Genomic DNA, 16,047 nt, shown 5'->3' with positions numbered 1-16,047 from the left:
GAAGGAGTGAACTAACGACAATGACAAAACTACGACTGAACTCCATGTTTGTGAAAACGGTCATAACTTCCGCCATGCTGCTGTTAGCCGTTGTCATACTATCACCATTTCTATGGATGCTGTCCGCATCCTTCAAAATTCAGGCGGATGTATTCAATTATCCAATCGAGTGGATACCGAAAACATTCAATTTGCGCAACTATGCGACGGTGTGGGGAGAGAAATATCAATTCGCCCAATACTATTGGAACACGATCAAAATTACGGTGATCACTGTAATCGGCTCATTGCTGACCAGTTCGCTTGCGGGCTTTGCTTTTGCCAAGCTGAAGTTCAAAGGCAGAGATGTCCTGTTCCTGCTTTATTTGGCCACGATGATTATTCCATCACAAATTTTGCTTGTTCCGCGCTTTATCGTATTTGACTATGTAGGTCTGGTGAATACACATCTATCTATCATTTTGCCGGGTATCTTTTCGGTTATTGGCACCTTCCTGATGCGGCAATTTTTCATGACGATTCCTGGTGAGCTGCTGGAAGCGGGCAAGGTAGACGGAGCGGGGTATTGGCGGATCTATTGGCAAATCTTTATACCGCTCGCGAAGCCGGCATTAGTTTCCCTGTTGATATTAACGTTCACATGGACATGGAATGAGTATGAGAATCCGCTGATTTTCCTGCGCGATACAAGCTTGTACACCTTGCCGCTGGGGCTAACCAACTTTGTGGATGAGAACGGAACAGATTATACCTTGATGATGGCTGCTTCCGTATCGGCGCTCGTTCCACTCATTCTGATCGTCGCCTTCTTCCAAAAGTGGTTTGTGGAAGGCATCTCGAATACTGGCTTGAAATAAATTTCCCGAAGGAGTGTGCGAGTTATGTTCATTAGAGTTCCTGAGCAATCTATTGAAGTGATAAGAGAGGCGGAGGTTGTTGTTGCGGGGGGCGGGCCTGCCGGATATGCTGCCGCCTTGGCAGCAGCCAGAAGCGGGGCCAAGACGCTGCTGATTGAGCGCTACGGTTATTTGGGCGGGGTAGGCACGAACAGTCTTGTCTCCGGATTTTCCAGCGGGTTTCATGATGGGGAGCGAATGATCATCGGTGGACTCTATCAGGAGATGAGAGAGAAGCTGTATCAGCAAGGCGCGTTAGTGAAGACAAATAATTATGAGCCGTTCGATCCCGAAGCGTTAGCTTTTTATTATATGAAATCCTTGCTGGATGCCGGTGTAGAGCTATTGCTTCATACCTGGGTGGTGGATGCGGTGATGAAAGGGGATCGCGTGGAGGCGCTTATCGTAGAGAGCAAATCCGGTCGGCAAGCCATTCGGGCCACGACTTATATTGATGCAACGGGCGATGCGGATGTGTGCGCGCGTGCGGGTGTTCCCTATGATATTGGCAGAGCTTCGGACGGCTTGATGCAGCCGGTTTCCTTGATGTTTGCCGTCGGAGGCGTGAATGCGGACCGTCTCATTCGAGAGATTGAGCAAATTGAGGGAGCGCCGTTTGATGGTCATATCTCAGGTATGCATCATGTTATTTTCGGCGGTCAGGAGGAGAGAGTGGCAAAGGCGAAGGCAGATGGCTTCCTGTTCAATGTACCTCGGCAATCGATTGCCATCGCTTGGACGTTGCCTGGCAGACCGGATGTGGTGTATTTGAATATGACTCGCATTCAGGGAGTGAACGGCACGAAGACGGATGACCTGACCCGGGCAGAAATCGAAGGACGCTATCAAATTGAAGAATGCGTGAAGTTTCTGAAGGCGTATATTCCTGGGTTTGAGCAAAGCTACTTGCTAAGGGTCGCCACACAGGTAGGCATTCGCGAAAGCCGCAGAATAAGAGGAAGCTACACCTTAACCGAGATAGATGTTGTTCAGTTGAAGCAATTCGACGATGTGATAGCTCAAGCGCATTATATGATCGATATTCATGATCCGACCGGTCAAGGAACTCATTATGTAGAGCTAAGCAAGGGAACCTCCTACGATATTCCGCTTCGCTGCTTGCTGCAGGATAAGGTAAGCAATCTGATCACCGCAGGCAGATGTATTTCCGCTACGCATGAAGCGTTCAGTTCCCTGCGGGTTATGTCTATATCGATAGCGCTGGGCGAGGCAGCAGGCGTTACGGCCGCGTTGTCCGTCAAGCAATCAATGTCGCCGGGTGAGGTGAAGGCAGGACTTGTTCAGGAAGAGCTGTTGAAGCGTGGCGCCATCTTATACTAACAAGTATAAGATGGACTTTGTTCAAGGGGGTGAGTGTGGGATCAGGAGCAAGCTATAGCCTCAATAGCAACGTAAAATGATCATAAGGAGGAACATAAGCCATGGTTAAACGCAAGGTTATTTCTGTGGTACTCGCCGTATGCTTACTGTTTGGATTCGAGAGCTGGGGAATCGTTTCGACAGGGAATGTAGCGCATGCGGATTCTTTGCAGATTGTCCAGAAGGTTACGGGCAATATCTTTTACAGCACGGATGTGAAGAGCTTCGAAATCAACACCTCAGGAGATGAAATAGATTGGGTTTATTATGACTACTGGGGAGTCAAGGTGGAGGACGGCCAGCTGGCGGTTACCGGTGGAACGGCTGAGCTGACGGTTGATCCGGCACGCAACGGCTGGTTTCGATTGATCATTACGTCCAAGCAAAGCGGCGTTGTGTTGACGAGCAAGGAAACGTCATTTGCAGTCGTGGCTCCTTTCGATATCAGTACGATTGAACAATCGCCATTTTCGATTCAAACTCATGCCGCACGTACCGACATCATTGCTCAAAGCTCGGAGGCTCTGGTTCCAATTGCGGCTAAGCTGGGTGTAAAATATTTGCGTGATGCCTTTCGTTGGGAAGACGTAGAGCTGTCGAGGGATGTGCATGTGTTTCAAGACTTTCACGACAAGTATCTCAGCCTGTTAGAAGCTTATGGCATTAAGCCTTTTATGACTCTGGCTTTATACAATGCTCTCTATGATAACGGCTTGTCGCCTACCAGTGAGGAAGCTAGACTGGCATTTGCCAACTATGCGAAGGCACTGCTGCAGAATTATCCTGAAGTAACGTGGGTCGAGGTATGGAATGAGCCGGATATCCCATCATTCAGCAAAGGTCTGACGACAGATGAAGAGAGAACGGAATTTTACTTTAATCTGCTCAAAACAACGTATGAAGAGTTGAAACCCCTGTACCCGGATGTTATTTTCTCCGGTATTGATATCGGCGAGTTTGGCGACGGTGCATTTTTGGAGGACTTGTACGAGAAGGGCTCGCTTGATTATATGGATGAGTATTCCTTCCATTCCTATGTTCGAGTGCCTGAGCAAATTATAACCGAAATTGAGAAGCATAAAGATTTGATGAAACAATACAACAATGATCAGGTCATTCCACTGAATCTATCGGAAACCGGGTTTACCAATTTCAATTTCGATGAATATGTTCAAGCCAATTATACAGCTCGCAGAGTGGCGTCAGCTCTGACACAAGGCATTAAATCCATCAACATTTATAATTTGCAAAATCGATCGACGATTCCGAATGACTTTGAAGGATCCTTCGGTATGATCCGTCATCCGAATGATGTGAAGGGCGCTTATGTGCCTAAGCCGTCATTTGTTTCGTATGCTTCAATCATTAGACAATTGTCGGATGCACAGTTTGTTGAAATCGAGGATGTTGCTCCTGGCATCGCTTACGTGTACAAGTTCAATAACGGCACTGACGATATTCGCGTCATGTATGCGCCATCCGGCACAGGGGTTGAGCTGCATACGACAGAAGCTATTCAAGTAACGGATATGATGGGGAACAGTACACAAGTGGAGCCAGTAGATGGCGTAGTCACCCTTTCTTTGACGCAGGATCCCCTCTATGTGAAGGGGCAAGTGACGGAAATCAATGACGTTGTGCCTGAAATGGAAGAGCCTGTTTCTTTGCTTTACAGTTTCTTTGACGGTGGTTATGCCGAGGTGAATGGCACGCTAGGCACAAATACAAACAAATGGGTCACTTCTTCTGTATTGAAGGGATATGACGGGCGCGGTTCGAGGGCGGTTACACACCCAACCGGCGCTTCGGTGAAGTGGCTGCCGGCCATCTCCGTACCTGGACCTTATCGGATATCTGTCTATTTGCCAGGCAATCCCGCAGCGCCTGCACATACGACTCAACAAGCGATGTATTCGATATATGTGAATGACGTGAAGGTTGATGAAGTCGAAATCAATCAATTTAAAGAACAAGGGAAATGGCTGGAGCTTGGCATTTATGATATGCCGCGGGGAGCAAACAGCTATATCGTTCTCGAAGATAGCAGTCAACTGCATGATAGACCGTTACGTGCGGATGCGTTAAAGCTTGATTTGATTCCGGCTACAGACATAGAGCTAGAGGTACAGTCTCTTACTATTCAAGCTGGAGAAGAATATAGCTTCTTGCCGATCTTTACTCCGGTTGATGCAACGAATAGGGATGTCGTGTGGACAAGCTCTCATCCAGAAGTAGCAGCCATTGATGCTGCAGGTAAATTGAAAGCGCTTCAATCCGGCGAGACGACGATTCTTGTTGTCCATCCTGCAACAGGCAAGTCTGCTGAAGCAGCCGTTAAAGTAGTCGATCATCCCATTATTTCTCCAGTCACCATAGACAGCCACTTCAATACTACCGGGTATTCGGAGCAAAATGGCAGCTTGGGTACACCGACGAATAAATGGGTCACTTCTACTGTATTAAAAGGTTATCATGGGGGTATTTCGCGAGCAGTTACCCATCCTACTGATGCATCTGCAAAATGGACTCCAGAGCTGACACAGGCGGGCGACTATCGGATTTCTGTGTATTTGCCAGGCAATCCAGGAACGCCGGCACATACAACGACGGCAGCCCGATATTCGATTTACTCGAATGATGAGTTGATCGATCAGGTAGAGCTGAATCAATTCTCGCTTCAAGGATCATGGCAGGAGCTGGGCATTTATCAATTGCCGGCTGGATCCGCTAGCTATGTGATACTGGAGGATGCTAATCCGGCTCATGATCGTCCGTTGCGGGCCGACGCAGCTAGATTCGAATTAACGCCAATAACAGAAATCGATATAGAACCAGAGCAAGTAAAGCTATCGATTGGTCAAAGCTCCGTGTTGCAAGCGACTTTCGCACCAGTACATGCAACGGACATTGGACTAGTGTGGAGCAGCAGTGACTCCGCTATTGCAACGGTTAATGAAGCAGGTGAAGTAAAAGCGCTGAAAGCGGGCGAGGTAAAGATTCGTGCCTTGAACGCTCTGACAGGTCTATATGCGGAAACGGTCGTGATCGTTCAGGCCCCGGTTGTAGTCCGCCCTAATCCAAATCCGTCTGATGACAACGAGCAAACAAATAGCGAAGAAGAAAAAGTGGACGAAGAGGAAGTGGATACAGAACAAGGTAATGAGAACCAGACAGATACGTTCAAGCCTACAGATATTACTGCACACTGGGCTGCAGCCTCCATTAAGCGGGCTATCGAGCAGCGCATCGTGAGTGGATATCCGGATGGAACGTTTCGCCCTGACAGAACGGTGACTCGAGCGGAGTTTGTTCATATGCTCATGAATCTGCTACAGAAGAAGGAAACCAGCGATGCTTTGCAGGTTGCGTTTTCGGATGAAGCTGCGATTGGGACATGGGCTAAAGCTTCTATAGCACAAGCTGTTCAACTTGGTATCGTGAACGGCAATGAGAATGGCAGCTTCCGTCCACAAACGCAGATTAAACGAGCAGAGATGGCAACCATGATCGCAAGAGCGCTTAAGCTAGCTTCTCCAGGGGAGACAACTCCGTTCGCTGATGAGCAGGACATTCCAGCCTGGGCTCAGCAAGCGGTACACGCGCTGCGAGAGTTGGGCATTGTTGAAGGACGGAATGGCAATCAGTTCGCGCCTAATGGAGCGATGACTAGAGCGGAAGCTGCGGTAGTCATGTTGCGAATAAAAGAGCAATAAGCGATAAGTATTTCATATAATCCCCTTTGAGTAGACAAGTGCTTAAGAAGAGCACTAACGTTTGCTTGGAGGGGGTTTTTCTCATGGACAAATAGGGTTGATAATATCTGGTAAATTAATGCTGCAGGCACCCTGTCAAAATGATACGATTGGGAAAAATCCATATGAAGAGGTGAACTAAGTATATGAGTTATACAAGTCCGAATTGGAGCACTTCTGTGTTGATTACGATTGACACGCAGAATGATTTCACCTTGCCGAACGCTCCTGCCCGAATCGAAGGAACTGCTGAGGTATTACCGAGAATGAAGAGTCTGTTAGAAGCGTATCGTGCACAAGGTCTGCCGATCATCCATGTCATTCGCTTGTACAAAGAAGATGGCTCAAATGTTGATATCTGCAGGAGAGAAGTTATTGAGCAAGGCGCCAAGATTGTTGCTCCAAATACGATTGGTGCCGAGTTGGTCAGCGCAATCCACTCATCTAATTATAGTTTATTGGATGCTGACAAGTTGCTAAATGGTGAGTTTCAGTTGGTTGGAGAAAATGAGTGGATTATGTATAAATCACGGTGGGGTGCTTTTTATAAAACCAGTTTAGAATGGTTTCTCCAAGAGCGTAACATCGACACTACTGTATTTATAGGGTGCAACTTTCCGAACTGTCCACGAACGTCCATGTACGAAGCCAGCGAACGTGATTTCCGTGTAGTGATGGTAGCTGATTCGATGTCGCAAGTTTACGAAAAAGGTATTCAAGAAATGAAAAATATTGGTGTTCATGTTTGTAATGCAGAGGAACTAATGAGTGACATCATATAGTTCCGGGTTGAACTCTTTGATGATTCAATGGGATGGTTGCGTTCGGTTGGACTAGCTTTCACGTGCTTAAGTTGCGCAACAACAACGATGCAAATAACCATATAAATATTGAAGAACATATCGCTTTGTAGGCTTGCGTGCCTTGGGCGATGTGTTTTTTTGTTATGAATAACTTGAGAGTTCATCCTGCACTCACGCGAAATCAGAGATCCATACGTGCTTCAACAATTTTGCACTTAAAAAAATAATGTATGAACCATTATATTGTGTTATTTACAATAGTGTGCGACACACAGTATAATGTTGTCAGGAGTTGATCATATGACGGAAGTAAACGAGGTTCTAGGCGGTCTGTTGCAGGAGCTTCGGCGGGGCACTCTTATTATTAGCGTGTTAAGCCAACTGTCTGAACCGCAATATGGCTATTCACTTGTCACAATGCTGGAGTCAAAGGGTATAACGATTGATCCGGGAACTCTATATCCGCTATTGCGCAGACTTGAGAAGCAGGGACTTCTACAGAGCGAGTGGGATACCCAGGAGACACGCCCCCGCAAATATTATTTGCTCAGTCCATTGGGGACTGAGGTATACGATCAGCTTTGCAAGGAATGGAGAGCAATGGTGGCAAGCATGGATCAAATGATCCGTTCAGAGTGAGCTGATCTTAATAGGGATGAACCAAGGCAAAGGGGGAGAAGCATATGGAATTGGTAGCAAGGTATGTACATGCGGTGATCAGCAAATTGCCTTCAGAGCAGCGTGATGAGATTGAGAAGGAGCTGCACGGGCTGATCGAGGATATGCTGGAGGAGCGGACGGGGCTAGACAGCCGGTCGGCAGACGCTGAACAGATTGAAGCTGTACTGATTGAATTAGGTTCTCCAGCGGAATTGGCAGCCAAATACAATGGCGGCGGACGTTATTTGATTGGACCGGGGTTATTTGATACGTATATTCGCGTGCTAAAGGTTGTAGGCATGGCCATCTTTATTGCGATGAGCGTTGTATTGATGATTGGCCTGTTGAAGCCGGATGGCACCGACGTTGCCGTGTCATTCGGCAGCATATTCACTAGTTGGATTGGTTCGCTGATCGAAGCGGGAATGCAGGGTTTTGTGTGGGTTACCGTTATTTTTGGCTTGCTCGAATATAAAGGAATTAGAGAAGATGGACTATCCTCGGGCAAAAAGGCTTGGCGTCCATCGGATTTAGCGCCGATCCCCCATTCTGAGTTGCAGATCAAACGGTTGGAGCCCGTCTTCAGCATTATATTTACTGTACTGTTTGGCATCGTGTTGATTAGCTCTCCTGAATGGATAAGTATATATGTTTCGTATTATTATTCCCATCCTATCCCAATCTTTGATGTAGAGATATTAGCGTCTTATGCTCCGCTAATTTGGGGCTGCATAGCCCTTGTAGTATTGAGAGAAAGTCCGAAGTTTGTTTCTGGGAAGTGGTCGAAACAGCTAATGACTTCCCACATCATCATCAACGTACTTCTGTTTATTGCGGCTTTAGTCATGTTTTCTGACGGTACAATTTGGAATGAACAATTGACTGTTCAATTGCAAGGGATTGCTGAGCAACTGGCGAACGGCAAAGATTTCAATACGGTTCTGTCGATGTGGAACAACGTAACCAGCTATTTTATTTATCTCATTGTATTGATCTTTCTTTTTGAACTGGTTCTGTTTTTATTCAAAGTTTACAAGCTTCGAAAGTATTTATAGGAGATTCATTGGAACGAGAGAAGCGTAGACTCAACAGAACGAAGTACCGAATAGGCAGTTGGAATACATCGTTACAAGGGTCCTTTACCTTGGGCGGTGTATTTTTTGCGTGAAAACCAACAGAGAATCTAAAGGAATGACACCAAGTACCAATTGACAAAAAAGGCAACCTGCCTAATACTAGGGAGTATAAATGATAATCATTATCAATTATAGGGGTCATAGAATAACCCCTTGGGATTGTGGAGTAGATCGGAGTGGTATGGAAAGATGAGACTGGAAGATCATATAGCTGCATGGAATCATGCCGCTGTTAAAGTGCTGGATATCCGGCACGCTGTGATGAATCCTGGAGACAAGCTGCATGCCTATGTACTGCCGGCAAGCGGGTTTATCTATGGTGTGCGCGGTTCGGCTAGTGTGAATCTGGATGGCATAGATTATGATGCTGACCGTCATTATATTCTGCATGGCGGCAAAGGCATGCGTCTGAACATAGAGGCGAAGGAGATGTTTGAATACTTTCTGCTATTCTACAGAACCTCTCTGCCAGGCAGAAAGGATATAGCAAGGCTGATAGAACGAAGCAATCCCTTTCGGATGCAATATGGCTTTGAGCCATCGGAGCCTTTGCCGCTGCATTATCATCTCATTGCAATGGAGCAGTTTTGGGCACAGGCGAGTCCGCTGGAGAGAATCCAAGTAAAAGGCTTGTTCTACCAATTCATACATGAGTTGATGAAGCAGTTCAAAAACGACAGAGTCCATTCTCGCAAGCCGGATGTCATCCAGCAGGTCGTCCGCCATATACATGAACATTATCGCCAGAATCTATCATTGGAGTCGATTGCGGAGCAATTCAATTACAGTCCTCGTCATTTGTCGATGCTCTTCAAGGGGCACACGGGATCGAGTCTGATCGAATATTTGATTCGTTTTCGGCTTCATCATGCAGAAGAGCTGTTGCGTAATACGGACGCCTCCCTGCGGGATATCGCAGCAGAGGTTGGATATACGGATGTGTATTACTTCAGTCGAATGTTCCGCAAATATATGGGGCAGTCTCCAATCCGATACCGGAAGGCAAGCAGACAACAGGGTAAGTCGGACAATTCTCCATTTAGCATCTCCAGATTCTCCATTGGCGAAAGCAGGGTCCCTCGTTATAATGTTGTTGAGTATGATAATCATTATCAAAACAAAACAGTCGGAGGGTCTTCACCAATGCAAATAACAAAGAAATCAAGTTTTATCCTAGCCATGATGCTCAGCCTTGCTTTACTTTTAAGTGCCTGCGGGTCAGCGAATGTAAGCTCACCTTCTGTAGTCACATCAGAACCAACCAGTTCGTCGTCCGTAGAGGGCGGTGCCAATAAGGAGAGTGGGACGAGAACAGTGTCTACCGTCAAAGGAGATGTGGTCGTTCCAGCTAACCCGGAACGTGTAGTCGTTCTTTATTTGCAAGGGGATCTTATCGCACTTGGTATCAAGCCGATAGGCACTTCTGATGTGTATGAAGGAGCAGCCTTCGCAGGAGCCCTGGAGGGAATAGAAGATTTGGGCGTTTGGTTCGAGCCTAATCCGGAAGAAGTCATGGCATTAAAGCCGGATTTGATACTGGTTCCTTCCGAGGAGACTTACGAGAAGCTCAAGGACATTGCACCAACGGTGTTGGTTCCATTCGACAAGATGGCGACCGATGAGCGTGTGATGATGATTGGCAAAGTATTTGGCAAGGAGCAGGAGGCAACAGCGCTGCTGGACAACTTCCACGCGAAAGTGGAAGATAGCAAGAAGAAGCTTGCAGAGCAGGGAATTCTGGATAAGACCGTAACCATTATCGAGGGCGGTAAGAAAGAGATGTCGGTCATAGAGAGCAAGCTGTACGGACGGGGCTCTCAAATTATCTATGAATATTTGGAGCTGAAGGCGCCGGAAGTCATTCAGAAAAAGATGGATTCATCCAAAGAGGCGACAGGCAACACCGTTTCCTTGGAAGTGCTCTCTGATTATATAGGCGACTTTGTATTCCGCTCGGTATGGGATGGGGCGGATGACCTGTCGGAAAACCCAGTCTGGAATAGTATTCCGGCTATTAAGGAAGGCAGATTGATCGAGATTGGATTTGATTTCTCGTATTACTCCGATATCTATTCTCTCGATAAACAGCTGGATTTTATAGTCGAGAAGTTGCTGGAAGCCAATGGGAAGAACTAAGGAGAATAGCAATCTGGACGACAGGGAAGCCGTTATACGTCCTTTAGGCAGCAGGTCATACTTTGGTCTGTTTATGGTAATCGGGGTGCTGTTGCTGCTGCTTGCGGCAGCAGCTTCTCTTTCTTATGGAGCTGCTCGCATGAACTTGGCAACAGCGTGGACTGCCGTATTCCATTTTGACCCTAATCTAACGGAGCATCAAATCATTCAGTCTCTTCGTATTCCGCGCACGGCGGCAGATATGATTGCTGGCATGTGCTTAGCGGTAGCTGGGGCCGTTATGCAAGGTTATACGCGAAATCCGCTGGCTGATTCGGGATTAATGGGCGTAAACGCAGGAGCAGCTTTTGCCATGGCCATCGCACTGGCCTTCCTGCCGGGCCAATTGCAAACGTCAACCCTGCTCATTAGCTTCGCCGGCGCGGGATTGGGAGCAGGGCTGACTTATCTTGCTGTGTCCATGAGCCGCCGGGGGATGACACCCCAACGTCTTGTACTGGCTGGGCTGTCGATTACGATGCTATTTGGTGCTCTAGGTACATTTATATCGCTGAATTATGGGATTGGACATGCCCTTGCTTACTGGACATCGGGCAGCGTAGCAGGAGCGACATGGACGGAAATCAAACTCGTGATCCCTTGGTTCTTAGGCGGTCTTGGGCTATCGCTATTTATCGCGCGATCGATCACCGCGTTAAGTTTGGGCGAGGAGCTGGCGAAGGGCTTTGGACAACGTATCGTTCTTGTGAAATTGCTAGCTACGCTGGCCGTGCTCTTGCTTGCAGGAGTGTCTGTTGCATTGGTAGGCCCTATAGGGTTTGTAGGACTTATCGTGCCCCATATGATGCGTTTTTTCGTTGGCGTAGATTATCGCTATATTATTCCGGCATCAGCCCTTTACGGAGGCGTACTCATGGTGGTGGCGGATCTAGCGGGCAGGTTGATTAATCGTCCGTCTGAGACAGCACTTGGCATTATCTTCGCCATTATTGGCGTTCCCTTCTTCTTGCTGATTGCCAGCAGAGAGAGGAGAGCCTTCAAATGATTATGTTTCGAGCTTACAAAGCGAGGCTGCTGATTCTATTGCTTTTCGCTCTGCTTATCGCTGGTGCTATCCTCAGTCTTAACATGGGGAAAATGTCACTGCGACCGATGGAAGTGCTTCAGGTGCTGCTGGGACAAGGTCCGGAGGATCATCATCTCGTCGTCTATAAGTTCCGTCTTCCTCGAATTGTACTGGCTGCTCTTGTTGGCTTCGGGATGGCCCTAGCAGGCTCTGTTATGCAGGCTTTGCTTCGTAATGATCTGGCTGATCCTGGTATGCTTGGCATAAGTGCAGGCTCCGGTCTCATGGTGTTGGTGTTTATCACAACAATAGGTATTCAAGGTGCTGCCATAGCTTTCCTTCTGCCCTTAATGGCATTCGGCGGCGGCTTGCTGGCGGCTGTCCTGATTTACCTTCTGGCCTACAGAAGGAACCGTATACTGTCCTCGACCCGATTAGTGTTAACTGGTGTTGCCATTAATGTCGGATTAAGCGCACTGACGTTATTTTTAACGTTAAAGCTGGATAGTGACAAATATGAGTTTGCACAGAGATGGCAAGCGGGTTACTTATGGGGTGACAAATGGTCCTATATCGGCTTATTGGCTCCTTGGGTTTTGTTGCTGTTTATCGTTATTGTGAGCCATGCCCGGACATTGAACACGCTGGAATTGGGACACGAGATATCAACGAGCTTAGGAGTGGCCGTTAAACGAAAATTCCTGTTGCTGGCTATTGCGGCTGTGGCGATAGCTTCTGGCTGCGTAGCACTCGGAGGATCTATCTTCTTTATAGGACTCATTAGTCCGCATGTGGCACGCAAGCTGGTTGGTTCCGACTATAAGGTGCTGCTGCCGACTTCAGCGCTAATTGGCGCACTGCTGCTGCTGGCAGCGGATACGATAGCCCGCACAGTCAGCTTTAAGGCGGATATCCCGGCAGGTGTTATTGTAACTATGCTGAGCGTACCGTATTTTTTATACCTGTTGATGCGTTCGAAGTGAGGGATATGGAAAAATTAATTATAGTGAAAAAGTATAAATACGATATAGGTTTTATTAAGTAAAATGGAGTCATGTCGATTCAGTTCCAAGGCAGGTTGCTTAGAAAGGGGAACCAACATGATCTCAATTGAAGAAGTGGGTTACGAACAAAAAAGTGTTTTGCAAAATTTGCTTGAACTCTATAAATATGATTTCAGTGAGTTTGATTCTGATGACGATATAAATTCAAATGGTTTATATGGTTACATGTTCTTAGATCATTATTGGACGGAGGACGGCAGGTATCCATTCTTCATTAAGGTAGACGGGAAACTAGCGGGTTTTGCGCTTATTAGAAATATGGGAGCCGCCGAAGAGAATAACGTCGTATATTCCATGGCAGAGTTTTTTGTGTTGAAGAAATACAGAAGGTTGAAAGTCGGGCAGACGGCTGCCCATCAATTGTTTGATCAATTTCCTGGCTCCTGGAAAGTGGCCCAAATGGAAACGAATATACCCGCACAAGCTTTCTGGAGAAAGACTATTGATAGGTATACACATGGCAATTACAATGAAGCAACAGAAGATGGCTGGGAAGGCCCGATTCAAGTCTTTTTTTCAGCATCTAGAGGATGAGCTAGAACACAGGCAGGAACATATATTGAATTGGAGAACATCGCCAAGTTGCGGGGGTAACTTGGCGATGTTTATTGCCTAAAGTTAAAAAATTAAAAAGAAAGGGTTTACAAATGAATGTATCCGTCATATACTTCGATAAACAGGTTAATTTAGGTTGTCAGTAAAGAATAATTGCTGATTTTTTTACTAAATATTATTTCGAAATCGATTTCGATTTACTTCTGGGGGAATTCGTGTGGTAACGATTTATGATATTGCTAAAGCATGCGGATTTTCTCCGACAACAGTGTCTAAGGCGCTAAATGGATATTCGGATGTTAAAGAGAAGACAAGAAGGCTTATCAAACAAACGGCAGATGAGATGGGCTATTACCCTAACTCTCAAGCCAAAGCATTAATCAAAAGAAAAGCATGGAACATTGGTGTTTTATTTCAAGATGGCGAGAATATTGGGATAACGCATCCGCTGTTTGCGGAGATTTTGGAGAGCTTCAAAAAAGTGGCTGAATCTCATGGCTACGATGTCACGTTTATTTCAAACAAAATAGGTGATACAAGGCTATCTTATCTAGGTCACTGCAAATACAGACAAGTAGATGGGCTGGTCATTGCTTGTACTGATTTTTATAGTGATGAGATTAATGAGTTATTGGATAGCGACTTGCCGATCATAGCGATTGATTACTCCGACGAGAGGGTGAGTTGTGTAACCACAGACAGTATGGCAGGAATGACTTTGCTTTATGACCATCTTTATGATTTGGGGCATCGGGATATCGTTTACTTGCATGGTGAGTTGACCTACATTACATTGGATAGAATTAAAGCCTTAAAGAAAGCAGCAGAAAAAAGAGGAGAGAGCTTCAATGATGAGCAACTAATCGAAGCCAAATATTATTCTGTAAAAACAGGCTACAGTGTAATGAAGGAACTGTTGCAGCGTGATGAAAGACCGACAGCGGTCATGGTATGTGATGACTTCACAGCATTAGGAGCTATTAACGCATCCATTGATAGCGGTTTGAGTATTCCAGAAGATATTTCAATCGTTGGTTATGATGGCATACAAATTTCTCAATTATTAAGACCGAGGGTTACAACAGTCAAACAAGACGCTGAGAAAATGGGTGCGTTGGCGGCAGAGAAGCTGGTTCGTTTGATTGAGCAAAAGGACGAGGAAAGGGAAACATTAGTCATGCTTCCTAGTATCATCATAGGGGATAGTTGCAAAAATAAAGAGTAAATTGCTTTATATTCAAAATCGAAATCGATTTCGATTTTCAAAAACTATTCGTTGCGGGGGTCATTGTATATGAAAAGAACCAAAAAAATGAGTCTTCTTATTCTAGCTTTGATCATGTCAGTATCCATTTTTGCAGGCTGCGGCAAAAAGAACGAGAAAAAAGAACTGGTTGTCTGGACATTTACAGACGAGATCGAAAAGATTGTAAACAACTACTATAAGAAGGATCATCCGGACCTTCCTTATGACATTGTTGTTCGAGTTATTCCGAACGAGCAATACCAGACGAAGCTTGATCCTGTGTTCAGTACAGGAAAAGGTGCTCCTGATGTGTTTGCGCTTGAAGGCGCTTACGCAAAGAAATATATAAACTCCGGTCACCTCGCAAGCTTGTCGGCCGACGGTTTGAATCTTGAAGGTGAGCTTGTTGAAGAGCAATATCCTTATGTAGTGGACATGATGAGGGGCAAGGACGGTGTTCTTCGAGGTGCTACCTTCCAGGCTACTCCGGGAGCATTCTATTACAGAAGGAGCTTGGCTGAACAATACTTGGGGACTTCCGATCCGGCAGGGGTTCAACAGTATGTGAAGGATTTCAGTACTTTTATTGCTACTGGCGAACAATTAAATATTCAATCCAACGGGAAAGTGAAAATTGTCTCCTCCTTCTCTGATCTGTACAAAGTGTTCTATGCAGCCAGAACTAGCCCTTGGATCGTTGATAACAAGCTGGTTATTGATCCGAAAATCGATGAACTCATGGAGACAACCAAAGCGTTGCAAGAGAAAAAATTAACAAACGAAACAGTCGAGTGGTCTGAAGGATGGTTTGCAGACATGTCCGGTGATTCGGCTTTCGGATATTTCCTTCCGACTTGGGGACTTAGCTATGTGTTGAAACCAAATGCCAAGAAGGCTGATGGCTCGACAACATCTGAAAATGATTGGGCAGTAACCCAAGGGCCCGCACCTTATTTTAGCGGTGGAACATGGCTCAGTGTGTATGATAAGTCCAATATGAAAGAAGAAGCAAAGGCACTGGTAGAATACATTACTAGCAATGAGGGTTTCTTAAAAAGCTGGGCAAAAGACACCGGGGATTTCCTGTCCAATAAGAAGGTAGTAGAACAAATCAAGGGTGACTTCAAAGAGGACTTCCTTGGCGGACAAAATCACTATGAGCTCTTCGCGAGCCATGCAGGCGATATTGATGCATCGATTGTTAGCGGTGATGATGGAACGATAGGCGGGCTATTATCTGAACAGGTAATTGCTTATGCACTGGGCGAAAAACAGAAAGAACAAGCGATTGAAGATTTCAAATTAGCGGTCAAAAACGCATTTCCAGATTATCAGGTGGAGTAGCGTTAGGAG

At 46.1% G+C, this 16,047-nt stretch carries 12 protein-coding genes; all 12 read left to right on the top strand.

Annotation, left to right across the window (positions count from 1 at the left end; translation table 11 throughout):
- Positions 1 to 20: 20 nt before the first annotated feature.
- On the top strand, positions 21 to 857 hold the full coding sequence (locus tag DX130_RS16055; RefSeq protein ID WP_206098830.1) for a carbohydrate ABC transporter permease: 837 nt from the start codon (positions 21 to 23) through the stop codon (positions 855 to 857).
- 24 nt (positions 858 to 881) lie between these two features.
- On the top strand, positions 882 to 2,237 hold the full coding sequence (locus DX130_RS16050) for an FAD-dependent oxidoreductase (protein WP_116047046.1): 1,356 nt from the start codon (positions 882 to 884) through the stop codon (positions 2,235 to 2,237).
- Between the two features lie 101 nt (positions 2,238 to 2,338).
- Positions 2,339 to 5,989, top strand: coding sequence for an S-layer homology domain-containing protein (locus DX130_RS16045; protein WP_116047044.1), 3,651 nt, complete (start codon positions 2,339 to 2,341; stop codon positions 5,987 to 5,989).
- A gap of 218 nt (positions 5,990 to 6,207) precedes the next feature.
- The gene (locus DX130_RS16040; RefSeq protein ID WP_240644530.1) at positions 6,208 to 6,810 is read left to right on the top strand and encodes a cysteine hydrolase family protein; all 603 of its coding nucleotides are present in this window, start codon (positions 6,208 to 6,210) and stop codon (positions 6,808 to 6,810) included.
- A 321-nt stretch (positions 6,811 to 7,131) separates the two neighbouring features.
- Positions 7,132 to 7,470: a PadR family transcriptional regulator gene (locus DX130_RS16035; RefSeq protein ID WP_116047041.1), complete on the top strand. Its 339-nt coding sequence runs from the start codon at positions 7,132 to 7,134 to the stop codon at positions 7,468 to 7,470.
- Between the two features lie 44 nt (positions 7,471 to 7,514).
- A complete protein-coding gene (locus tag DX130_RS16030; RefSeq protein ID WP_116047039.1) occupies positions 7,515 to 8,546 on the top strand; it encodes an HAAS signaling domain-containing protein in 1,032 nt (343 codons plus the stop codon).
- 270 nt (positions 8,547 to 8,816) lie between these two features.
- Positions 8,817 to 10,763 carry an AraC family transcriptional regulator gene (locus DX130_RS16025; RefSeq protein ID WP_116047038.1) on the top strand — a complete coding sequence of 649 codons (1,947 nt, stop codon included), beginning with the start codon at positions 8,817 to 8,819 and terminating at the stop codon, positions 10,761 to 10,763.
- The gene (locus tag DX130_RS16020) at positions 10,750 to 11,808 is read left to right on the top strand and encodes a FecCD family ABC transporter permease (RefSeq protein WP_116047036.1); all 1,059 of its coding nucleotides are present in this window, start codon (positions 10,750 to 10,752) and stop codon (positions 11,806 to 11,808) included. Before DX130_RS16025 ends, DX130_RS16020 begins: the two co-directional genes overlap by 14 nt.
- Positions 11,805 to 12,812 carry a FecCD family ABC transporter permease gene (locus DX130_RS16015; RefSeq protein WP_116047034.1) on the top strand — a complete coding sequence of 336 codons (1,008 nt, stop codon included), beginning with the start codon at positions 11,805 to 11,807 and terminating at the stop codon, positions 12,810 to 12,812. Before DX130_RS16020 ends, DX130_RS16015 begins: the two co-directional genes overlap by 4 nt.
- Before the next feature lie 117 nt (positions 12,813 to 12,929).
- On the top strand, positions 12,930 to 13,427 hold the full coding sequence (locus tag DX130_RS16010) for a GNAT family N-acetyltransferase (protein ID WP_116047032.1): 498 nt from the start codon (positions 12,930 to 12,932) through the stop codon (positions 13,425 to 13,427).
- 238 nt (positions 13,428 to 13,665) lie between these two features.
- Complete coding sequence (locus DX130_RS16005; RefSeq protein ID WP_116047030.1) at positions 13,666 to 14,673, top strand: LacI family DNA-binding transcriptional regulator; 1,008 nt, start codon at positions 13,666 to 13,668, stop codon at positions 14,671 to 14,673.
- Between the two features lie 69 nt (positions 14,674 to 14,742).
- Entirely contained in the window at positions 14,743 to 16,038 is a 1,296-nt protein-coding gene (locus tag DX130_RS16000; RefSeq protein WP_116047028.1) for an ABC transporter substrate-binding protein, read from the top strand.
- Positions 16,039 to 16,047: the final 9 nt, after the last annotated feature.

It is taken from the genome of Paenibacillus paeoniae (genome assembly GCF_003388735.1).
Lineage (GTDB): Bacteria > Bacillota > Bacilli > Paenibacillales > Paenibacillaceae > Pristimantibacillus > Pristimantibacillus paeoniae.
Note: the sequence above shows the minus strand (reverse complement) of the source record. Positions and strands in the feature narration are given on the sequence as shown.